The sequence below is a fragment of the Streptomyces sp. ATexAB-D23 genome (assembly GCF_000373645.1).
Lineage (GTDB): Bacteria > Actinomycetota > Actinomycetes > Streptomycetales > Streptomycetaceae > Streptomyces > Streptomyces castrisilvae.
In genome coordinates this window covers 1-21,930 of record NZ_KB892040.1, presented here as the reverse complement: position 1 = coordinate 21,930, position 21,930 = coordinate 1, and the positions used below count along the sequence as shown (strand labels likewise).

The window sequence follows — 21,930 nt, the reverse complement described above, 5'->3', positions numbered from 1 at the left end:
CGGATCTCGGCGGGAAAATTCGGCAGCGTCGAGAGGTCGTTCCCGAAGGACGCCGTCTCGGAGGTGAACCGGTCACCCGTGAGCTGCATACCGTCACCCGAGTCACCCGCGAAACGGATGACCACCCGGTCGACCGACCTGACCTCTTTCGGCCCGAGCCGCAGATCCACGGGCGCGATGTCGTTGACAACGGACATGAGGGGTTCTCACGACTCCTTGATCTCGCAGATGGTGGTGCCTGAGGTGACTGAGGCGCCGACTGTGGCCGTGAGGCCGACGATCGTGCCGGGGCGGTGCGCGTTCGGCGGCTGCTTCATCTTCATGGTCTCCAGGGCGACGATCGGGGCGCCCTCCTTGACCTCCTGGGCAGCACTTTCGCCACGGTGGGCGATGAGCACCTTGCGGATGCCGCCGGTCGTCACGACACCCACGCTCCGGGGGCACGGTAGAAGCCCGCGGGCTGCTCCCAGCGGACGCGGCCCCGCCCGGGTCCGCGCGACTCGTCGCCCCGCACGCCGTCGGCGGCACCGGGCCCGGCTTCCCCGCCGGGTGCGAAGCGGGCGGCGAGTACCGCGGCCAGCGCGGCAACGTCCTCGGCGCTCGGGTTGCCTCCGGTGATCCGCAGCGAGGCCAGCGAGAGTTCCACCCCGGCCCGGGGCTCCCCGGCCGTCACAGCGGGAGGTTTCCGTGCTTGCGGCCCGGGAGCGGCACGTGCTTCGTCCGCAGCATGGCGAGTGCGCCGATCAGCCGGCTGCGGGTGTCGGCGGGGTCGATCACATCGTCGACGAGGCCGCGTTCGGCAGCGTAGTAGGGGTGCATGAGTTCGGTCGTGTACTCCTTGATCTTCTGTGTGCGCATCGCCGCGGGGTCGTCGGCGGCGGCTATCTCGCGGCGGAAGATGACGTTGGCCGCGCCCTCGGCACCCATGACGGCGATCTCGTTGCTGGGCCAGGCCAGTGCGACGTCAGCGCCGATGGAGCGGGAGTCCATGACGATGTAGGCGCCGCCGTACGCCTTGCGCAGGACGAGCGAGATCCGTGGGACGGTGGCGTTGCAGTACGCGTAGAGCAGCTTGGCTCCGTGCCGGATCACTCCGCCGTGTTCCTGGTCCACGCCCGGAAGGAATCCGGGTACGTCGACCAGTGTGACCAGCGGGATGCTGAACGCATCGCAGAACTGGACGAAGCGGGCGGCTTTCTCGCTGGACTCGATGTCGAGCACGCCGGCGAGGACGGCGGGCTGGTTCGCGACGATGCCGGTGACCCGGCCGTCGAACCGGGCGAGGCCGCAGACGACATTCTGCGCCCACTGCGCGTGGACCTCGAAGAAGTCACCGTGATCGACGATCTCCTCGATCACGCGGCGCATGTCGTAGGACTGGTTGGGCTGGGAGGGGACGAGGTCCAGCAGGCGTTCGCACCGGCGGTCGACGGGGTCGTCGGCCGGGGCGACCGGCGGCAGCTCGCGATTGTTCGAGGGGAGCATCGACAGGAGGTGGCGGACGTCCTCCAGGCAGCTCTCCTCGGTGTCGTAGGCGAAGGCGGCCACTCCCGAGACCGCGGCGTGCACGTCGGCACCGCCGAGGCCGTTCTGGGAGATCTCCTCGCCGGTCACCGACCGGACGACATCGGGACCGGTGATGAACATCTGCGAGGTGCCGCGGACCATGAAGACGAAGTCCGTGAGCGCCGGGGAGTACGCCGCGCCGCCCGCGCAGGGCCCGAGCATCACCGAGATCTGCGGGATGACGCCGGAGTTGCGGACATTGCGCTGGAAGATGCCGCCGTAGCCGGCCAGGGCCGAGACGCCTTCCTGGATGCGGGCGCCGGCGCCGTCGCACAGGCCGACAACGGGGGCGCCGGCGGCCTCGGCGAGGTCCATGACCTTGTGGATCTTCTCCGCGTGGGCCTCGCCGAGGGCGCCGCCGAATATCCGGAAGTCATGGGCGTACGTGAAGACGGTCCGGCCGTGGACGGTGCCCCAGCCGATGACGACGCCGTCGCTGTGCGGCTTCTTGTCCTCCAGGCCGAAGCCGGTGGCCCGGTGGCGGCGCAGGCCCTCGACCTCGACGAACGTGCCCTCGTCGAAGAGGAGGGCGACGCGTTCACGGGCCGTCAGCTTGCCTTTGGCGTGCTGGGCCTCGGTAGCGCGGTCGCTCGGGCCGCGGAGCACCTGCTCCTGGAGGGCGTTCAGTTCGGCCGTGCGTTCGCGCAGGGTGGTGTTCAAAACGGGCTGGGGCGTCAGCGGGCGCTCCGCGGGGCGGACGGGCCTGTCCTCGACGATGCTCATTCAAGGTCACCTTTCGACGCGGGTGTGCCAGTGGGCCGGCTGGCGCGCCACAGAGGTTCGGTGGCCCCCCTAAAGCCGGGCTTGCGTGCGGGACGGCGGAGCGTCCTGGCGGCTGGGGCGTGGACAGCCGCTGCGGCACCCGCACCCGGTGCGGGTACATGTGTGGTTTCCGCACGCATCCGTTGATGACCTTATGAAGAGGGCACGGTGATCAGTTTCTCCACTGCCCGCACGGGACGGGAAACCGGACGCTGATCCCGCTTTCCCCTCGCACTGGGTGCCCTCAAAATAGCGCTGAGCGACGGGCCCGCGATTCTTCGGAACTGCGACGCGGTGAAAGCCGAGCCGCCCCGAGTCGCACTGATATACGTGGTAGTCCTGCGGGACCGAGCACACGTTCCGCGCGCTGACGTCCGAACCGAGCCGGGCGGCCTGCCCCGAAGCGGTGGAGGTGGTCGAGCACGCGACGCCCGTCCTCCTCCTGACGGCCCGGGGCTCGCGCGCGACCGGAGACGGCGCCTCGGCCGCGGAGCATCCGAATTCGCGAATTCCGTAGCACCCCGCAACCCGGACGGAAATCCGGACAATACCGAGAGCACGGAAAAGCTGACACAATCAAAAGGATGGCCGCCAAATGAACGGCTTGTTGCCCGGGGGTGCGCGTGCGCACGACATATGCGTCGAGCATTCGAGAAACTGGGCGCGCGCATTCACGTGTGGAAGTGGCGCACGCCGTCGGGCGGAGCGGCGCGGGGCAGGTCCTCATCGGTCACGGATTGCCCCAGGAACGGCAAAGCTCCCGCAACCGGCCATGTCGGCCGGTCGGGGAGCGGACGCGTGACTCCGGCCCGAGGTCCGGGTCAGGGGTGGGTAACACCCCACTGGTCGTCGAGAACATGGAGCCGCACGTCATCGGCAAGGGGCGAACCGGAGACATCAACCCCTGCCCGAAGATCCGGAGTCAATGCTTCCGCCAAGCCCATTCCAAGACTTCCCCAAATTCCGAACGTAACCAGCAATCCCGAGAATATGCGCTTCGCCGCTGTCCTGTTCATCGTTACCCCCTGTAGACATCCGTGCGGTGCGAGGTACACACTGCCAACGGCTCAAGTCACTTCCAAGCGAAACTCGATGACGTAAAGTGGCCTGGCAACTAGTTCCAAGGGCGTACGGGGGAGTGACCAAAGGGATGGCCGGGGAACCGCTTTACTTGCCGCACTCCGATGCCTTCGACGACGACTGCGCCATTGCTTATCAGCACGCCGTCACTCATGGCCGGTACACGCGGCAGGGAGTGGCCGAGGCCCTCGGGGTCAGCCTCGAAGAGGCCGCCCAGATCGAGAAGAAGCTGCAGACCCTGAGCCTGCTCCACCCCACGCCCGGCGAGCAGGGCACCTTCGTCCCGGTCAGCCCCGACGCTGCCGCCGCCGATCTCGTCGGCCCCACCGAGACGCAGATCCGTGAGCTTCAGCAGGCCGTAACCGACGTACGCACACGGATGCGGGCTCTGGAACCCACGTACTTCGAGAGCCGCCAGCGTCGCAACCAGGCGGAAGCCTTCGACATCATCAGCGACATCGGCGTCCTGCAGTCGATGCTCAACGACTGGGGCGCCCGGTGCCGGACGGAGGTGCTCACCGCACAGCCCGGCGGCCCCAGACCCAGTCACTTCCTCGACAACGCGCGGCCGCTCACACTGACGCGCCTGGCGCGCGGGGTGACGGTGCGCCACCTCTACCAGCACACCGTGCGCAGCGATCTGGCGACCACCGCGTATGTGCGGGCCGTGACAGCCGCCGGCGCCGAGGTCCGTACGACGGACGAGCTGATCGACCGAATCGTCATCTACGACCGGGAGATCGTCTTCCTCCCCGAGCAGAACGTCGACGGCCGCGCCCCCGGTGCGGTCGTGGTGCGCGAGCCGGCGCTCGTGGCCTTCCTCTACAAGGTGTACGAGCATCTGTGGACGGCCGCCACGTCCTTCTCCCCTGGGGCCGAGGAGCCCACGGCCGTGACCGATGACCTGAAACGATCGATCGTCAGGCTGATGGCCCAGGGGCACAAGGACGAGGTGGTGGCGCGGCGACTGGGCATGTCGGTACGGACCTGCCGACGCTACATCTCCCAGATCATGGAGGAACTGGAGTCCACCAGCCGGTTCCAGGCGGGCGTGAGCGCTGCTGCGAGCGGGATGCTCGACGACCCCAACGGCGTGACGTAAGGCATTACGTGCCCGGCCACTTGCTGCCATCACGGATGGCTGGTTCCGGAGCCCGCCATCGGGGCACCCTGAATCGGGCCGAGACCGTATCCGGTCCGGTTCTGAGGGGGTGTGGCGTGTGCGGAGTCCCGCAGTCCGTCATCTGATCCATCGGCCGAGGTCGTGGCAGCATCCGGTACCGGCCGTACCTGACACCGAGGAGGAGTTCGTCCTCGTCTGTGACTTCCCGGCCGGGAAGTCACAGGGGCGGCGCTTCCATGAGCTGCTGGACGTGGTCGGTGCGGTCCAGGAGGCCGCTGAGTTCATCGGGCGCTGCCATTTCGCCGTGAAGCCCGACCGCGTGGCGGTCTTCTACCGCTTCGGGTTGTGGGCGGACGATGTCGCGGCCCTGCGCAGCCGTGTGCCGGACGGACGGCTCGACGTCCGGCTGAGCGTACGCCCGGACAAGGTCGTGGACGGCGTACCGCGGGTTCTGGAGTTCCGCATGGCGATCCGGATCGACGGCAGTCCCTGTGGTTCCGGGGACGCCAGCCTGGTCTTCCTGGCGCCCGGCGTGCACACCAACCACCGCCGCCACAGTCGCGCGGCGCTGTCGGCCGCCTGCGGCACGGCCGGCGGGGGCGGCGCGGCCGCCCCGGCGGGTTCTCCTGTCGACCCGGTCGACATCGGGTACGAGGATCCCCGCGACGTGCTGCTGCGCAACCCCGGTACGGCCGACGGACGGCTCGCCGTCGACGTGGTGCTGCCCCCGCCCGTCGACGGGGAGATCCCGGCGCGGGTCCTGCTGGAGGCCGTGCGGCAGGTGTCGCTGTACGCCGCCGTGCGGGCGCACGGTCTGGCAGCCGGGCGGATCACGCTGGCCTCGCTGCGGGCGCACTTCCGGGGCTACGCGGAACCGGACCTGCCGCTGCGCTGTGCGGCGGTGTGGGAGCCGCTCGGCAAGGACGGGAGGGGGCGGCGGCTGGCGACGGTCTCGCTCAGCCTGATCCAGGCCGACAGGGCTGTCCTGGAGACGACCACCTCAGTGGTCGAGGACCTGTGACCAGTAGTCATGCGACCACTCCCCTTCCAGCGCCTCGGTGAGCGCCGCCACCGCGTCGGTGTCGAGCATGGTGGTGATCTGGGCGTCCGCGGTCCGGCCGAGCCCGGCGTCGTAGACGGCGGCGCTGACGCAGAACTCCAGGCCGTCGCTGACGAGAAGGCACGTCCGGAAGGACCATTCGTCGCCCGCTCCCGGTGTCCCGTCCGGGCGTTGCACCTGGGCGGGCCGGCCGTCGGGGCCGAAGCCGAACTCGGTGAACCTGAACCGCATCCCCTGCCCGATGGCCTTGCTGTACGCCTCCTTGAGTGTCCACAGCCGCAGCAGGCTCGGGTTGCGCTCCTCCTCCGGCAGCTCGGAGACGAGCAGCCGCTCGTGCGGGGTGCAGATGTGCCGGTCGAGCCCGCGGCTGTAGATGCGCCGGTCGGACCGCTCGGCGTCCACACCGACCAGGCCGCGCGTGGTCAGGCCGACCAGCAGCAGGTCGTCGGTGTGGCTGAGGCTGATGTCGATCTGGTCGCAGCCGCGCAGGTACGGCCGGCCGGTGGGCCCGTACATCAGTTCCAGGTCCTGTGGCTCGGCGTGCAGCGCGGCGGCCGCGGCGTGTTTGAGCAACAGGCGGGAGGCGGCGAACTGGTCGCGTATCTCCTCGTGCGTGATGTCCCGGTAGCGGGCCCAGTCCCGGCCGAGGGTGGCGCGCAGCGCGGCCCCGCCCGGGTCGGCGGGGCGCCAGTCGTCGAGGCGGCCGTACACCAGCGCGGTGCCGTGTGCCGCCAGTTCGGTGCGCACCGCGGTCCAGTTGGTACCCGCCACGGTCACGGCGAGGGGGTCCCCGATGGCCATGGTCACGGGGCGACCACCAGGCGGTGGACCTCGGCGAGGTTGCGGGCCTGGAGCACCCGGGCGACCGGGACGGGCCGGCCGGTGGCCCGCTCGGCGAGCATGACCAGGCGCAGCAGGTGTACCGAGTCCCAGTCCAGCAGGGTGTCGAAGTCCGCGGCGGCTTCCTGCGGGGTCAGGTCGAGGCCGAGTTCCTCGCAGACGTGGGTGAGGAACTGGGGCAGGTCAGTGATGTTGCAGGTGGTGTCCATGGACCGTCCCTCCGAGTCGGGCGTCGAGGGTCAGATGACCCGGTACGGGTGGCAGGGAGTCCAGCGTGTGCCGGAACCAGATGCCGTCCCCGCCCGTTCCCTCCTCCTGTGTGAAGCCGAGGGACGGGTAGAAGCCGCGCACCCTCGCGTTGCTGCGGGTCGGGCGGTAGCGGGCCCGCACGGCGGTCAGGTGCCGGCCATGGGCATGGGCCAGTACGGCGGCCAGGCAGGCGTCCTCGATGCCTCGGGCCAATGCCCGGCAGCTGAGGAACACGTTGTCCACGGCCAGGGTGTCTGCCTCGCGGCGGATGAAGAGCGCGCCGACCAGCCCGCTGTCGCCGAAGCGGTCGCTGACGCGGACGGCGAGCACCTGGTGGCCTTCGGTGCGGTGCAAGGCGGTGACGCGGTCGGCCTGGACCCGTTCGCCGGTGAGGTTGAACTGGTTGGTGCGCAGCGACAGCTGGGAGAGCCGGCGGATCTCGTGCGGCCCGGGTTCGGAGAGGGTGACCTCGGTACGCAGCTCCGCCAGGTAGTCCGCGTAGGAGCCGGTGTTCGCGCGGAACTCCTCGCGTGCGGCGGCCTCCTGATAGCGGACGGTGCGACGGGTGTCGTCGTCGGTGATCCGCGGCGTGTCGAACCAACCGTCGCGCAGCAGGGCGTGCGGGTGCAGGGCCGGTTCGGCGCCGAGCGGGACGACGGCGGTGCCCGGCAGATGGCGGCGGATCAGGGCCCGCTCCGCAGGCGAGTCGTCGAGGAAGACGAGGGCGTCGGCGGAGATGCCCAGACTCCGGGCGATGGCGTGGAGGCTGCCGTCCTTGGGCTCCCAGCCGGCGTGGACGGCGACGAAGTCCGCGGGGCGCAGGGTCATGTCGGGGTGGCCGGCGAGCACGTCGTGGACCGGGCCGGGGTCGTTCTTGCTGCTGACGGCGAGCAGGACCCCCTGGGCCGCGAGCTGTTTCGCCACCCGCTGGACGGCCGCGTACGGCTCGCCGATCAGGCTGCCGCCCGGCGCGATGCCGTCGGGCCCGTCCTCGCCGAGGACCCCGCCCCACAGGGTGTTGTCGAGGTCGAGGACGAGACACTTCTTGGCCAGGCCGGACCGGGAGCGCAGCACGTGGGCCGCGTCGCGGGCGTAGGCGGAGAACAGCTCGTCGCTGAAGGGCGAGCGGGTGTAGAGGGCGAGACGCGGGTCGTCGGCCGGGCCGGTGGACGCGATGACCGGGTCGAGGTCGAGGACCACGACGGCGGGGTGGCTTTCGGTCAGGCGTAGCAGGCGGGCGTTGAATTCGCGCCACACCGCGCCCAGCCGGGCGCGCCCGCATTGGTCCACGAGCTGCTGGGCGCAGTGGCGGGGCAGCGGCAGGGTGTTGAGGACCAGGGTGCCGGTGCCGTGGGCGGTGTGCGCCTCGGCGACGAGGGTGAGGTGGGCGGCGAGTTCCGCGCAGGCGGTCTCGACGTCGTCGGGGCCCCAGGGCAGCGGGAGCCGGCCGAGGACCGCGTCGGCGTCCAGGACGCACAGAGTGAGGTCGGGGCGGGCGGTGCGCAGTTCCCCGCCGGGGTCGGTGAGATCGCGCAGGTAGGCACCGTGGGTGCCGTGGACCTGGTTGGCCAGCAGGCCGTGCCGGGCCAGCTCGGCGGTCAGCGGGTCGGTGAGCTGGGCCAGGGTGGAGTGGCCGGTGACGGCAACGGTGGCCACGGGTGTCGCCGGGTGGCCGGCGAGGACGTCTTCGGTGCGCAGGGAGGCCAGGACGCGGCCGCAGCGGCGCAGTTCGGACAGCAGGTCGGCCTCGGTCCGGGAGGGGTCGTCGGTGATCTCGGCGAGCAGGGAGCGGACCCGCGGATAGCACGCGGCGAGTCTCCCGGTGGTGCGCAGTGCGCGGAGTTCCTCCAGCGGGGTGGTCACCTTGTGTCCTCCTTCTCCAGGGCGAGACCTGCCTTGATCCACTTGCTGGACTCGACGACGAGGGCCAGGGCCCGGTCTCCGGGGCGGAGCTCCGGCACGAGGCGGTCGAGCTGAACGAACGGCAGGGCGTTTCCGGTGTTGCCGGTGTCGGCGACGCAGGAGATCTCCCGGGGGCCGGGCAGCGCCAGATCCTCGACGATGCGCCGGGTCATCCGGCCGGAGAGCTGTGGCGGCAGCAGGAAGTCGATCTCGTCCGGGCTCCAGCCGGTGGTCTCCAGCAGCTGCCAGAGGATCTCGCCTGCCATGGTGGGCACGCCCTCCTCGATGGCCTTGTAGTCCTCGTGAAGCATGCGGCGGTCCGGATCCCGGCGGGCGGGCCCCTCCCAGTCGATGGTCTGGCCCGGGGCGCGGCCCTGTCCGGTGAAGCAGTTGAGCAGCGCCCGCACGCCGATGGCCTCGCCCTCGGGGTCCGCGCTGACGACGGCCGCGCCCGCGCCGTCGCCGAACAGCACGTAGTTGACGAGCTCCTGGGTGGGCAGGGTGGAGGCGCCGCGCGCGGGGTCGAGGAAGCGGGCGGTGACGTCCCCGCCGACGACGAGCCCGGCCCGGTGGCCGGAGGCGAGCAGTGCGCGGCCGAGGTCGAGGGCTTGGACGGCACCCGCACAGCCCGCCTGGATCTGGTACACGGGCAGGTAGTTGAGCCCGAGCCGGTCCGCGACCTGTGTGGCGGTGGTCGGGAGCAGGGTGTCGGGGGTGGTGGTGGTGAGGACCAGGAAGTCGAGTTCGGAGGCGGCGAATCCGGACGCGTCCAGCGCCCTGCCGGCGGCCTCGGCGCACAGGTCGGTGAGGGAGTGCAGGACCTCGCCGGTGGCCAGGTCCCAGCCGAAGTGGCGGGTGCGGGTGCCTACGAAGAGGTCGATCCACTCCTCGCTGATCCCGAAGACCTTGCCGAGGCCGGCGTTGGTGACGGCCTCTCCGGGCAGGGCGGCGGCGGTGCCGGCGATGTGGAAGGCGGGTGCGGGCATGCCCGTGGGGAGGTTCATGAGGTGGCTCCTACGCTGATCCACTCGCCGAGGAACGCGGCGAGTGAGCCCACCGTCCGCAGTGCGGGGAGGATTTGCTGGACGGTGACGCTGCCGGTCTGCGGCAGTCTCGATTCGACGCGGTCCTTGAGCTGCATGATCATCACGGAGTCGAAGCCGAGGTCGGCGTAGAACCGGGTCTCGCGGCCGACCTGGGCCGGGTCGTACCCGCCGACCTCGACAACGGCGGCGATCACGGCTCCGAGCACCGGGTCCTCGGACCGGCCCGGCGCGGGGGCGGCCGGACCGGCGAGGACTCCGGTTCCGGCGTCGGCGGGGGATGCGGCCCCGGCCCCGCCGGGGGCAGCGGGGGCGGGGGCCGCGGTCGTGGTGGCGGTGCGGGGCACCGGAGCCTGCCAGTACCGGTTCTCGGTGGAGAACGCGTACGGTGCCAGCCGCTCCAGGGCGCGGTGGGCGGGCTCGTACAGCTCCTGCCAGTGCGGGTCGAGTCCGCAGCGGTAGAGGGCGGCGACGGTCTCGGCGAGGTCGGCGCCGCCCGCGCGGATGCCGGGCGAAGGATGCAGCAGCCGTACTCCCCCGGGCAGTCCGGTCCGGCCGGCGAGCTGGACGAGTTGGGGGGCGGGGCCGATCTCGATCAGCACCCCGGGCATCAGGTCGGCCATCAGGGCGTCCAGGGCCGCCTCGAACAGCACCGGTTCCCGGGCCTGCTCGCGCCAGTACGCCGCGTCCAGCGGCTCGTCACCGAGCATGCGCCCGTAGCGGGTGGAAGCGAAGGGGATGCGGGGGGCGGTGCAGGCGACCCCGGCCGCGGACTCGGCGAACCGGTCCAGGGCCGGTTCGGTCAGCGGCGAGTGGAAGGCGTGCGAGACGCGCAGCCGGCTGCTGTGGACACCGGACGCGCGCAGTTCGGCGGCGACGGTGTCGAGTGCTTCCAGAGCACCGGACAGGACCGTGTTGCCGGGCCCGTTGACGGCGGCCACGGCCACCGCCCGCCGGGTGGCGTGCGGGAGGGCCCTCAGCACCTCCCGCGCCTCGGCCGCTTCCGCGCGCACGGAGAGCATGCCGCCGCCTTCGGGGAGTTCCTCCATCAGCCGTGCTCGTACGGCAACCAGCCGGACGGCGTCCTCCAGGGTGAGTGCCCCGGCGGCGACGGCCGCGGCGAACTCGCCGACGCTGTGGCCGAGCACGGCGTCGGCGTGGACACCGAGGTCGCCCAGGGTGCGCCACAGCGCGTAGCCGACGGCGAACAGGGCGGGCTGGGCCCAGCCGGTGCGATGGACGGCCGGGTCCTCGTCGAGGATCAGGTCGCGGACCGAACCGCCCAGGTGGGGGGTGAGTGCGGCGTCGGCCTCATCGAGGTGGCGGCGGTAGGCGGCGCTGTCGCGGTAGAGACCGGCGGTCATGCCCGGTTCCTGGACACCCTGGCCGCTGAAGAGGAAGCCGATGGCCGGGGGATGCCAGGCCCGGTCGGCGATGCCGGCCCGTAGCTGGGCGTCGTCGGCGGCCGCTCTCAGGGCGGCCGCCAGTTCCGTGGTGTCGCGGGCGGTGATCGCGGCCCGGTAGCCCAGGCCCGTCTTGACCTGGTTGCTGGTCCAGCACAGGGCAGCGGCATCGCCACGCGGACGCCGGGCGACGGCCTCGGCCTGGCAGGCGAGGTTGCGGCGCAGCGCCTCGGGGGTGTTCCCGGAGACGGTGAACACGCCGACGGGGGCGGCGGTGCGGGTACGGCGCGCGGGTGCGCGGCGCACCCGCGGGGCTGCGGCGAGGACGGCGTGGGCGTTGGTGCCGCCCATCCCGAAGCTGCTGACTCCGGCGAGGACTTCTCCGGCCGGGAGCCGCAGCGGAGCTTTGAGCAGGCTCAGGCCGCGTTCGGCGAGCCGGAGCTGGGGGTTCTCGCGGACGGCGTGGCGGCTGGCGGGGACCAGGCGGTGGTGCAGGGCGAGTGCGACTTTGATGAGGCCTGCGATGCCGGCGGCGCCCTCCGTGTGCCCCAGGTTGCCCTTGACGGAGCCGATGGCGCAGGGCTCGGGGCGCTGCACGGCGTGGAGTTCGCCGAGGGCGGCGCACTCGATGATGTCGCCGAGCGCGGTGCCGGTGCCGTGGGCCTCGATGAAGCGGATACGGTCGGGCGTGACTCCGGCGCGCCGGTAGGCGGCGGCGACGACCTCGCGCTGCGACCACCGGTTGGGGGCGGTGACCCCGTTGCTGCGGCCGTCCTGGTTGACCGCGGAGCCTCGGACGACGGCGTACACACGCTGCCCGTCGGCGAGGGCGTCCTCCAGCCTTCGCAGCACGACGATGCCCGCTCCTTCGCTGCGCCCGATGCCGTCCGCGTCGGCGCTGAACGGCTTGCAGCGGCCGTCGGGGGCGGCAAGGCCCATCTGCGTGTAGACGCGGCCGATGGCCGGGGTAAGCACGAGGTTGACGCCTCCGGCGAGCGCGGTGCCGCACTCCCCCGCCAGCAGGGAGTTGACTGCCAGATGCACGGCGACGAGGGAGGAGGAGCAGGCGGTGTCGACGGCGAGGCTGGGTCCCTTGAGGTCGAGGTGGTACGAGATCCGGTTGGCGGCCATGCAGGAACTGGTGCCGGCGCCGAGCTGGGGGGTGACCCGGGAGTGGTCGGCCATGTGGAGCTGGGCCCACTCGCTGCCCATCGCCCCGACGAAGACCCCCGTGTCGCTGCCGGCGAGGGCGGCCGGGGACTGGCCGGAGTCCTCCAGCGCCCGCCACGCGCACTGGAGGAGCAGCCGGTGCTGCGGGTCCATGGCAGCGGCCTCGCGGGGTGAGACGGTGAAGAAGTCGTTGTCGAAGGTGGCGATGTCCTCGATGAACCCTCCGCGCACGGAGGCGTCGAAGCCGGTCCCCTCGCGCCGCCCGGCGGGCAGCTCGCCGATGCTGTCGCCGCCGCGGACGAGCAGTTCCCAGAAGCTCTCGGCACCGACCGCGCCGGGGAAGACGCAGTCCATCCCGACGACGGCCACCGCGCCGGCGCCCGTCACGGGCGCGTTCCGCCGGCCGGTACCCGGACTCCGCGCGAGGCCAGGTGCCGGGCCAGTGCGGCCACCGTGGAATGGTCCCAGGCCATGGACGGGTCGACCGGGATGCCGAACTCGTCCTCCACGTCGCCGCAGAGGCTCAGTGCGCATACCGAGTCCATGCCGTACACGGCGAGCGGGACGGTGGGGTCGATGCTTTCGGGCTCCCGGTCCAGGTAGACGGCGAGCCGGTCGGTCAGCCACCCGTACAGCGGGGCGGCCGCGCTGCGCGGCGGCGCGGGCAGGGTCATACCGGACTCCTTCGGTGCAGGGCCATGCCGGCCGGTCAGCCGGGAAGGGGGACGTTGTACAGGTCGTAGCTGCGCTGGTCGCCGAAGCGTGCGAGGACCTCCTGGTGGATCCGGGCCGTGCACTCGGCGGGCACTTCGACGTCGGGGGCGCCGAGGCGCCGGGCGATGTGGTGCAGGGCCAGCGCCGCCCAGGCGGGGTCGGCGAGGAAGGGGTCGCGGCCCGCGTCGCTGTGCCGCCACACGCCGAGGACGGCCGCGGCGGCGAGCACCAGGACGTACCGGTCGGTGAGCGTGAACCAGACCGGGCTGACATGGGCTCCACCGCCGGGCGGGGGCAGGGCCAGCACACGGGTGCGCAGGTCCCGGAGTTCGTCGACCATCTGCCCGGCGAGTTCGCGCAGGGCGCGCTCGACGGGGCTCCGGCCGGTCAGCGTCCCCGCGGTCTCCACGAGGGAGGCGCTGAGGCTGTCGCGGCCGCAGGCCAGCGCCAGGTGGTCGTAGCCGAACGGGGGCAGAGGGGCTCCCGGCTCGAACAGGGCGTCGGAGGCGGGCGGTTCGCGGAACCAGGACCGGGCGGCCAGTGCCGGGAGCTGAGGAATGATCGTGGCCTGGCAGGCGACGGTCCCCGCGTGTCCCAGGCTGACCACGGGCACGTCCCGCAGGTGCTTCTGGAAGACGCCGATGGTGCCGCCCCGGGTGTAGACCTGCGAGCCGAGGACGCTGGACAGGTCGTACATCGTGTCGCTGAGCACGCGCGGCAGCAGCGCCTTGACTGCGGCCGAGTAGACGCTGGTCTCGGCCGGGTGCAGGTGCAGGGCGCGGGTGGCGACGACGGCCAGGCAGTCGTAGAACAGCAGGTTCACGAAGGCGTTCGCCAGCGTGGTCGCCGTGTGTTCGGGATCGACGGGGGCTCCGTGCCCGGGTTTCTGGGTGCGGTCGACGAGGACGGCCGTGCGCAGACACGTGTCCACGGCGGCGGCGACCAGGGAGGCCATGAGGGTGCGGCTCATCTGGAAGGACCGCAGGGAGGTGGGCACGCCGCTGCCGAGCGGGCCGAGCAGGGTCTGCTCGGATACCGGGCAGTCGTCGAACGCGACGGAGTCGAAGTGGCAGCCGCGCATGCCGGTACGGGGACGGCGGCGGGTGACCCGGTAGCGGTCGGCCGGCAAGGTCCGCGGATCCAGCAGCAGGGCGGAGTGGCTGCCGCTGCCGGGGCGGTCGTCCGTCCGGCAGAACAGCACGAGGGCGTCGGCCCGGTGCAAGTTGTTGACGACGGACTTGGCGCCGCTCACGGACAGGCCGGCCGCGGTGCGTGTGGCGGTCACCTGACTGCGGACGAAGTCGTTGGTGTGGGCGGTCTCGTGCTGGGCGATGGCCGCTTTGGAGCCGGACAGCAGCAGCTCGGCGAGCCAGCCGCGCTGGGCCCCGCTGCCGATCATCCACACGTCCGACGCGGCCATGAAGGTGCTCATGCCGTAGCCGGCGCCGAGCGCGGCATCGCGCCGGAAGACCGGGCGCATCACGCGCAGCAGGGTCTCGGCGGAGTCGAAGCGCCCGCCGAGTTCGCGCGGCACGTACTCGGCGTTCAGGCCGAACTCGTCGAGGAGGGCTTCCGCGTCGGCGGACAGCGTGCCACGCCGGTCGGCGACCAGCAGCTTCGCGTACCCGGTGGGATTGCGGGCGTCGGTGGGGTCTCCCAGCAGGAGCTCCAGCTCGGCGGCCCGGTCCCCCACCGGCGCACCGGGGGTGAGGGGCCGGGGTTCGATCGCGAGGGCGCTCACCACGGCAGGTCCTGGGCCCGGCAGGCCGCCGACGCGGGGCCGACGATGTCGTCGGCCGGCGGACGGGGGGCGTCCACCAGGGCGCGCACGGCGGGGTCGAGGACTTCGTGGAGGCTGGAGAGGTCGCCTCTCAGGAACAGTTTCCGCATCAGGGCTCGCTGGATCTTGCCGCTCGTGGTGCGGCGCAGGGTGCCGGGCCGGACCAGGACGACGTTGCCGACGGGCACGTCGAAGTCCCGTCCGGTCAGGGTCTGGATCCGGCAGGTCAGGTCCTGGAGCCGTGCCGTCTCGGTGTGAGGGACGCGCACCTCGTGCACGATGACGAGTTGTTCGCGGTCGGCGTCCACGGTGAAGACCGCGCCGTGCCCGGCTCCGAGCGCCGGGTCGATCTCGCGGACGGCCCATTCGACGTCCTGGGGGTAGATGTTGCGGCCGTTGAGGATGATGACGTCCTTCAGCCGCCCGGTGACGTACAGCTCGCCGTCCTCGACGACGCCCAGGTCCCCGGTGCGCAGGAATCCGGAGTCGCCGCCCGCCAGAACCGCGTGGAAGGTGTGCGCGGTCTCGGAGGGGCGCCGCCAGTAGCCCTGGGCGACGCTGTCGCCGCGCAGCCAGATCTCGCCCACCCGGCCTTCGGGCAGCGGGCTGCCGCTGACGGGGTCCACGATGCGCAGGTCGAAGTCCTGGTCGACCGGGCCGCTGGAGACCAGGGTGCGGGAGGCTTCGCCGGGCCCGGGGGTGCGCAGTTCGTCACGTTCGAGGGCGGCCGGGTCGACGGCGCGGTGGCGGTACGGGGCGCCCGGGGTGGTTCCGGAGACGACGAGGGTGGCTTCGGCGAGACCGTAGGCCGGGTACATGCTTCCGGGGCGCAGGCCCGCGGCGGCGAACCGGGCGGCGAAGGCGTCGAGGGTGTCGGCGCGGACCGGTTCGGCACCGTTGAGGGCGAGCCGCCAGCCGGAGAGGTCGAGTCCGGCGAGCTGGGCGTCGGTGACCCGCCGCAGGCACAGGTCGTAGCAGAAGTTCGGTCCGCCGCCGATGGTCACCCCGTGTTCGGAGATCATGCGGAGCCAGTTGACGGGCCGTTTGACAAAGGCGGTGGCGGACATCTGGACGGACGCGGAACCCAGCCACAGGGGGTGCAGCAGGTGCGCGATCAGGCCCATGTCGTGGTAGTGCGGCAGCCAGCTGCCGAACCGGTCGGCGGGTGAGGTGCCGAGCGCCCGTCCGATGGCCGCCTCGTTGGCGAGGAGGTTGCGGTGGCTGACCATGACACCACGCGGCCGGGAGGTGGAGCCGGAGGTGTACTGGAGGAAGGCCAGGTCGTCGGGACCGGTCGCGGGCGGTTCCCAGTCCTGTGCGGCCGAGGCCACGCCGACGACGTCGGAGGCCAGGACGACGGCTTCGGCACGGGTCTCCATGGCGAGCCACAGGGACACTTCGGCGGCGCTCGCCGCGTCGGTGAGGACGAGCCGCGCGCCGGTGTCCTTGATGATCCCGGAGACCCGGTGCAGGCGCTCGCCCCGGTCGCCGGGGAGCGGGGCGGGCACGGCGATGGCGCCCGCGTAGAGGCAGCCGACGAAAGCCTTGAGGAATTCGGGGCCCTGCGGGTGGAGCAGCAGCACCGGCTGGCCCTGGGCGCCGTGGGAGCGCAGCCGGACGGCCAGGCTGCGCGCGGCGGCGTCGAGGCCCGCGTACGAGAGCCGTTCCTCGACCGGGCCCGCGGCCGTGTCGCGCAGGAAGATGTGCGCGTCCGCCTCGCCCAGGGCCCGCGCCCGATCCATGATCAGCTCGGTAAACGTTCGGTACTCGGTCAACGTAGGGCCCCCTCATGGTGCGCTCGGGGCAGCAGCGGTACGCCCCTCGTCCGCTCCCACCTGGGCGTCCGCATCGTCCGTTCCGCGGCTAAAGCGGGGCTTGCAGCATGCGTGTGCGGGGGTTGCGGCGCCCGGTTCAGGGGGGCACCTGTCCGGAGCCGGGGTGGGTGGCGTGCCTAGCCTGGCGATCGAAATCAGCCAGGGGAGGGCGTATGCGTTTTCGAATACTGGGGCCGCTGGAGGTCGGCGGGGCCGGGGGGCCGGGGTCGGACTCCGGGGGCTCCGGAAATCTGACACCGCGCGCCGCCAAGATCCGGGTGGTCCTGGCCGCGCTCCTGGTACGGGCGAACGAGATCGTCTCCGTGGACACGCTGATCGACGAGCTGTGGGGCGAGGAGCCGCCCCGTACGGCCACCACCACGTTGCAGGTGTACGTGTCCCAGCTGCGCAAGCTGCTGGACGAGGCGGACGCCGAGTACGGCAGGGACGCGCTGGTGACCCGGGCGCCCGGCTACGAACTGCGGCTGGACCCCGCACAGCTGGACCTCACCGTCTTCCAGGAGCTGTACGAGCGCGGGCAGGAACGGATGGAGCGGCGCGAGTACGAGGCCGCCGCGCGGCTTCAGCGCCAGGCCCTGGCGCTGTGGCGCGGCCCGCTGCTGTCGGACACCCCGCACGGTCCGCTGCTGGACGGCACGGCGGTACGGATGACGGAGGTGCGGACGGCGGCGCTGGAACAGCGGATCCGGGCCGACCTCCACCTGGGACGGCAGCAGGCCCTCATCGGCGAGCTGCAGTCGGTGGTGGCGGAGTTCCCGCTGCGGGAGGAGTTCTTCGCCCACCTGATGGTCGCCCTGTACCGGTCGGGACGGCAGGCGGACGCCCTCCAGGTCTTCTCCCGGCTGCGGCGCGGGCTGGTGGAGGAGCTCGGCATCGATCCCGGGCTGGAACTCCAGACGCTGCACCGGCAGATCCTGGGCGGCGACCCCGAGCTGCTGCGGCCGACGTCGGACGGCGGCGTCGCCGAGGGTCCGGGGGCGGACCGTGCCCGGATCTCGGTTTCGGGCGCCGTGCCGGGGCCGGGGGCGCCGGAGGGCCCCGAGGCCCCGGCCGCGCACCGGTCTGTGGTGGAGCTGCCCGCGGCCGACCGGCTGTTCACCGGACGCGAGGAGGAGCTGGGTGCGCTGGGCGCGCTGCTGGCCGCGCCCGGTGGCCGGATCGTGGTCCTCAGCGGCCAGGTGGGCGTCGGCAAGACCGCCCTGGCCACGGAGGCGGCGCACCGGGCGGGCGAGCGCTTCCCCGGCGGCCGGGTTCTCATCCGCATGCGGCCCGACGCGCACGAAGGCCGCGAAGGTATGGACGGTCCGGCGGCCGCAGCACGGATCGCCCGGCTGTACGGCGCCGAGGGCGCCCTGCCCGGGGACGCCCGCGAACTGCGGGACCTGCTGCGGGGACTGACCGGCGGCCGGCGCATGCTGGTGGTCCTGGACTCGGTGGACCGTGCGGACCAGGTCGAGCCCTTGGCGGCGGCCCTGCCCGAGGCCAGGTTCCTGGTCACCTGCCGGCGGGTGCCGCTCGGGCTGGACGGGCGGGTGTTCCTCCTCGACGTGCCGGCGCCCAGGGAGGCGCGGCGGCTGTTGGTGGCCGCCCGCCGAGGGACCGACGCGCCGGACGAGGCGGAGGCCGCGGAGATCGCCGACCTGTGCGGACAGCTCCCGCTGGCGCTGCGCGCCGCCGCCCGCGCCGAACCGTGCGCGGCTGCCCGGTTCCGTGGCGCGCCGGGGCGGCTAGCGGAACTGGACGCGGTCGCGCCCGGGTTCCTGGACCGGCTGGCCACGGCGTACGAGGACATCGGCAGCACGCGGCAGCGGGAGTTCCGGCTGCTGGGACTGCTGCCCGAGGGGCCCTTCGGGACGGAGTCGGCCGCCGCGGTCCTGGGCACGGACGCGGCCGGCGCACGAGCCGCGGTGGCGGAGCTGGTAGCGGCCGGGCTGGTCCGGGAGGAGCTGCCGGGCGCCGGCCGCCCGGCGTGTTACCGGCTGTCCGAACCCCTGCGGCTGCTGGCGGCGGACCGGCTCGCCGCGCACGAGCCGGCGGACTCGGTACGGTCGGCCACCGCCCGGCTGTGCGCCGCGTACGAGAAGGAACTGCGCGAGAGCTCCGGGCAGGTGGACGGGGCTCAGTCCCTGGAGTGGCCGGCCCGGCAACGGCCCGCGTTCGTCACGATGGTCCGGCAGGCGGCCCGATCCGGGCTGTGGGAGCAGACCGTACGCCTGGCCGACGCGCTGACCGGCCTGCTGGAGACCCTCGCCGCATGGGACGACTGGGAGAGCTGCCACCGGCTGGCCCTGGACGCCGCCCATCAGCTGGGCGATCTGCCGGCCCAGGCGCGGTTGCTGCGCTCGCTGGGCGACCGGGCCTGGCAGCGCCGCGAACTGCCGGCCGCCGCCGAACTGTACGAACGGGCCCTGTTGGCCGCCGACATCGCCTCCGACCTGCTCGAACGGAGCCGCGCCCTGACGGGCCTGGCCGATCTACGGTTGGACGCGGGCGCGGTAGACGGCGCCGCGGCCCTCCTCTCCCCCGCTCTGGACGCGGCCGCGCAGGACCCTCGCGCCCGGTTCGAGGCGCTGCGGGTGATGGGGTTGCTCGCGGTCGAGTGCGGGCGCCCGGCCACCGCCGAGGAGCACTTCGGCCAGTGCCTGTCCGCGGCGGTGGTCCTGGGGGACGCCCGTCTGGAGTCCTATGCCCGGCGCCGGCTGGCGGCGCTGCGCGCTCCGGCCCCGGACTGCTCGGAGGTCCGCCCGGGGGTCTGGCGTCTGCGCCCGGCGGCGTAGGCGGGCGGGGCCGGCCGGGCCGTGTCCGTCATCGGCTACGGCTACGGCTACGGCTACGGCTACGGCTACGGCCCCGGTTTAGCGGAGCCCCCTAGCATCCCGGCCATGACGGTCCTGCCTGACGACGGGCTCTCCCTGGCCGCCGAGTTCCCCGACCCGACACATGAGCAGTGGCAGCGCCTGGTAGAGGGCGTACTGCGCAAATCGGGCAGGGACGTCTCCGGCGACGGCGCGGAAGAAGCATTGTCCACCCAGCTCCAGGGCGGGCTCACCGCCCGTCCGCTGTACACCGCGCGCGACAGCCTGCCCGAACCGGGCGCCGTGGGCCTTCCCGGCTTCGCCCCCTTCATCCGCGGAGGCAGGGCCGCCGGCAACGCCGAGAGCGGCTGGGACGTGCGCCAGCGCCTCACGGGCACCGACCCCGCACGCGTGAACGAAGCCGTACTCGCCGATCTGGAGAACGGAGGCACCTCGCTCTGGCTCCCCGTCGGCGCCGACGGCATTCCGGTCGGAGGTCTCGCCCCGGCCCTGGCCGGGGTCCACCTGGACCTCGCGCCCGTGGTGCTGGACGCCGGCGCCGGCCATGCGGAGGCGGCACGCGCGTTCCTGGACCTGTGTGCCGAGCGCCGGACACCCCCCACCTCCGTCCGCGCGAACCTCGGCGCCGATCCGCTGGGCCACGAGGCCCGGACCGGCGAGCCGCTCGACATCGTCGCCGCCGCCGAGCAGGCCCGGACCATCGCCTCCGGGTATCCCCTGATCCGTACGCTGACCGTGGACGTCCTGCCGTACCACGAGGCGGGCGGCAGCGCCGCGCAGGAGCTGGGCCTGTCCCTGGCCACCGGGGTCGCCTACCTGCGGGCCCTCACCGAGTACGGTCTGAGCGCGGAAGCGGCCCTGGGCCAGCTGGAGTTCCGGTACGCGGCCACCGCCGACCAGTTCCTGACGATCGCCAAGCTGCGCGCGGCGCGCCGGCTGTGGGCGCGGGTCGCCGAGGCATCGGGTGCCCCGGACGCCGGCGCCCAGCTCCAGCACGCGGTGACCTCGCCGGTGATGATGACCCGGCGTGACCCGTGGGTGAACATGCTGCGCACCACCGTGGCCGGTCTGGCCGCAGGAGTGGGCGGCGCGGACGCGGTGACCGTGCTGCCGTTCGATCACGCGCTGGGCCTGCCCGACGCGTTCGCCCGGCGCGTCGCCCGTAACACCTCCTCCATCCTGCTGGAGGAGTCCCACCTGGCCCGCGTGATCGACCCGGCGGGCGGCTCGTACTACGTCGAGCGCCTCACCGACGAACTCGCGCACGCCGCCTGGGCGTTCTTCCGGACCGTGGAGAAGGCGGGCGGCCAGGCGGCCGCGCTGCGGTCGGGCCTGGTCGCAGAACACCTCGCCGCCACCTGGACCGAGCGCAGGAAGGGCCTGGCCGAGCGGCGCGAACCGGTCACCGGAGTCAGCGAGTTCCCCCTCCTGGCCGAGAAGCCGGTGATCCGTGAGCCCGCACCCGCGGCTCCGGCCGGCGGCCTGCCCCGCGTCCGGTGCGACGAGGACTACGAAACGCTGCGCGCCCGGAGCGACGCCCATCTGGCGGCGACCGGGAGCAGACCGCGCGTGTTCATCGCCGCGCTCGGCCCGGCGGCGGTGCACACCGCGCGGGTCTCCTTCGCCGCGAACCTGTTCCAGGCGGGTGGCATCGAGCCCGTCCACGAGCCGGTGTCCGTCGACCCGTCGACCGTCGCCGAGGCGTACATCGCGAGCGGCGCGGGTGCGGTCTGCGTGTGTTCCAGCGACGCGCTGTACGAGGAGCAGGCCGAGGCGGTCGTCGAAGCGCTCGTCGAGGCGCGTGCACCGCTGGTGTTCCTGGCCGGCCGCCCGGGGACGTATCGCGGTGTGGACTCGTACGTCTTCGCGGGATGCGACGCGGTCGCCGTGCTGGCCCTTGCCCTCGACCGTATGGACGTGACCCATGAGCAGTAGGAACATCATCCCCGACTTCTCCGACCTGGGCCTGGGCTCCCCCGCTTCCGCCGGCTCGGAGGATCTGTGGGAGGCGGCGGTGAAGGAGACCACGGGGTCCGCCGCGTCCGACCTGGTGTGGGAGACCCCCGAGGGCATCGGCGTCAAGCCGCTGTACACCGGCCATGACCTGGAGGGGCTCGATTTCCTGAGTACGTACCCGGGGATCGCGCCGTATCTGCGTGGCCCGTATCCGACGATGTACGTCAATCAGCCGTGGACGATCAGGCAGTACGCGGGGTTCTCGACGGCGGAGGAGTCCAACGCCTTCTACCGGCGCAACCTCGCGGCCGGGCAGAAGGGTCTGTCGGTCGCCTTCGACCTGCCCACGCACCGGGGTTATGACAGCGACCACCCGAGGGTGACGGGCGATGTCGGCATGGCCGGGGTGGCGATCGACTCGATCTACGACATGCGCCGGCTTTTCGACGGCATCCCGCTCGACAGGATGTCGGTGTCGATGACGATGAACGGCGCGGTGCTCCCCGTCCTCGCGCTGTACATCGTGGCCGCCGAAGAACAGGGCGTACCGCCGGAAAAGCTGGCCGGGACCATTCAGAACGACATTCTGAAGGAGTTCATGGTCCGCAACACCTACATCTACCCGCCGAAG

16 protein-coding genes and 1 pseudogene are annotated in these 21,930 nt (G+C 72.4%); 5 read left to right on the top strand and 12 right to left on the bottom strand.

Features of this window, described 5'->3' with window-relative positions:
- The 4 genes and pseudogenes from B082_RS0127325 to B082_RS0127310 form a co-directional block, all read right to left on the bottom strand.
- The coding region (locus B082_RS0127325; protein ID WP_026250258.1) for a hypothetical protein at positions 1-197 on the bottom strand (197 nt) is incomplete at its 3' end.
- A 9-nt stretch (positions 198-206) separates the two neighbouring features.
- Positions 207-365 (bottom strand): annotated as a pseudogene (locus tag B082_RS38310) (biotin/lipoyl-containing protein); the annotation flags it as partial.
- Positions 366-418: 53 nt separating this feature from the next.
- Positions 419-673 carry an acyl-CoA carboxylase epsilon subunit gene (locus B082_RS0127315; protein WP_018554981.1) on the bottom strand — a complete coding sequence of 85 codons (255 nt, stop codon included), beginning with the start codon at positions 671-673 and terminating at the stop codon, positions 419-421.
- Entirely contained in the window at positions 670-2,289 is a 1,620-nt protein-coding gene (locus B082_RS0127310; RefSeq protein WP_018554980.1) for an acyl-CoA carboxylase subunit beta, read from the bottom strand. Before B082_RS0127310 ends, B082_RS0127315 begins: the two co-directional genes overlap by 4 nt.
- Positions 2,290-3,499: 1,210 nt before the next feature.
- Between B082_RS0127310 and B082_RS0127305 the strand changes: the two genes are divergently transcribed.
- Both B082_RS0127305 and B082_RS0127300 read left to right on the top strand, forming a co-directional pair.
- Positions 3,500-4,510 carry a helix-turn-helix domain-containing protein gene (locus B082_RS0127305; RefSeq protein ID WP_037711027.1) on the top strand — a complete coding sequence of 337 codons (1,011 nt, stop codon included), beginning with the start codon at positions 3,500-3,502 and terminating at the stop codon, positions 4,508-4,510.
- A gap of 118 nt (positions 4,511-4,628) precedes the next feature.
- Entirely contained in the window at positions 4,629-5,552 is a 924-nt protein-coding gene (locus tag B082_RS0127300; protein ID WP_018554978.1) for an AfsA-related hotdog domain-containing protein, read from the top strand.
- On the opposite strand, the gene B082_RS0127295 is transcribed toward B082_RS0127300, so the two are convergent.
- The 8 genes from B082_RS0127295 to B082_RS0127260 are packed head-to-tail and all read right to left on the bottom strand — an operon-like array spanning position 5,532 to position 16,467.
- Positions 5,532-6,392 (bottom strand): 4'-phosphopantetheinyl transferase family protein, encoded by an 861-nt coding sequence (locus B082_RS0127295; RefSeq protein WP_037711016.1) that lies wholly within the window; start codon positions 6,390-6,392, stop codon positions 5,532-5,534. The two genes, B082_RS0127300 and B082_RS0127295, sit on opposite strands and share 21 nt — an antisense overlap.
- Positions 6,393-6,394: 2 nt before the next feature.
- Entirely contained in the window at positions 6,395-6,640 is a 246-nt protein-coding gene (locus tag B082_RS0127290) for an acyl carrier protein (RefSeq protein ID WP_018554976.1), read from the bottom strand.
- On the bottom strand, positions 6,615-8,543 hold the full coding sequence (locus B082_RS0127285; RefSeq protein WP_018554975.1) for an HAD-IIIC family phosphatase: 1,929 nt from the start codon (positions 8,541-8,543) through the stop codon (positions 6,615-6,617). The genes B082_RS0127290 and B082_RS0127285 overlap by 26 nt, the downstream gene beginning before the upstream one ends.
- Positions 8,540-9,586 carry a 3-oxoacyl-ACP synthase III family protein gene (locus B082_RS0127280; protein ID WP_018554974.1) on the bottom strand — a complete coding sequence of 349 codons (1,047 nt, stop codon included), beginning with the start codon at positions 9,584-9,586 and terminating at the stop codon, positions 8,540-8,542. The genes B082_RS0127285 and B082_RS0127280 overlap by 4 nt, the downstream gene beginning before the upstream one ends.
- Positions 9,583-12,585, bottom strand: coding sequence for a type I polyketide synthase (locus tag B082_RS0127275; protein ID WP_018554973.1), 3,003 nt, complete (start codon positions 12,583-12,585; stop codon positions 9,583-9,585). Before B082_RS0127275 ends, B082_RS0127280 begins: the two co-directional genes overlap by 4 nt.
- A complete protein-coding gene (locus B082_RS0127270; RefSeq protein WP_018554972.1) occupies positions 12,582-12,872 on the bottom strand; it encodes an acyl carrier protein in 291 nt (96 codons plus the stop codon). Before B082_RS0127270 ends, B082_RS0127275 begins: the two co-directional genes overlap by 4 nt.
- 35 nt (positions 12,873-12,907) lie before the next feature.
- Positions 12,908-14,653, bottom strand: coding sequence for an acyl-CoA dehydrogenase (locus tag B082_RS0127265; RefSeq protein ID WP_234018245.1), 1,746 nt, complete (start codon positions 14,651-14,653; stop codon positions 12,908-12,910).
- Entirely contained in the window at positions 14,650-16,467 is a 1,818-nt protein-coding gene (locus B082_RS0127260; protein WP_018554970.1) for a fatty acyl-AMP ligase, read from the bottom strand. The genes B082_RS0127265 and B082_RS0127260 overlap by 4 nt, the downstream gene beginning before the upstream one ends.
- A gap of 212 nt (positions 16,468-16,679) precedes the next feature.
- Here B082_RS0127260 and B082_RS36795 point away from each other — a divergent pair, with 212 nt between their 5' ends.
- The 3 genes from B082_RS36795 to B082_RS36790 all read left to right on the top strand — a co-directional run.
- The gene (locus B082_RS36795; protein ID WP_078622665.1) at positions 16,680-19,304 is read left to right on the top strand and encodes an AfsR/SARP family transcriptional regulator; all 2,625 of its coding nucleotides are present in this window, start codon (positions 16,680-16,682) and stop codon (positions 19,302-19,304) included.
- Between the two features lie 105 nt (positions 19,305-19,409).
- Positions 19,410-21,278 (top strand): methylmalonyl-CoA mutase family protein, encoded by a 1,869-nt coding sequence (locus B082_RS0127250; RefSeq protein WP_018554968.1) that lies wholly within the window; start codon positions 19,410-19,412, stop codon positions 21,276-21,278.
- On the top strand, positions 21,268-21,930 hold a 663-nt coding region (locus B082_RS36790; RefSeq protein WP_037711013.1), incomplete at its 3' end, for a methylmalonyl-CoA mutase family protein. The genes B082_RS0127250 and B082_RS36790, both read left to right, overlap by 11 nt.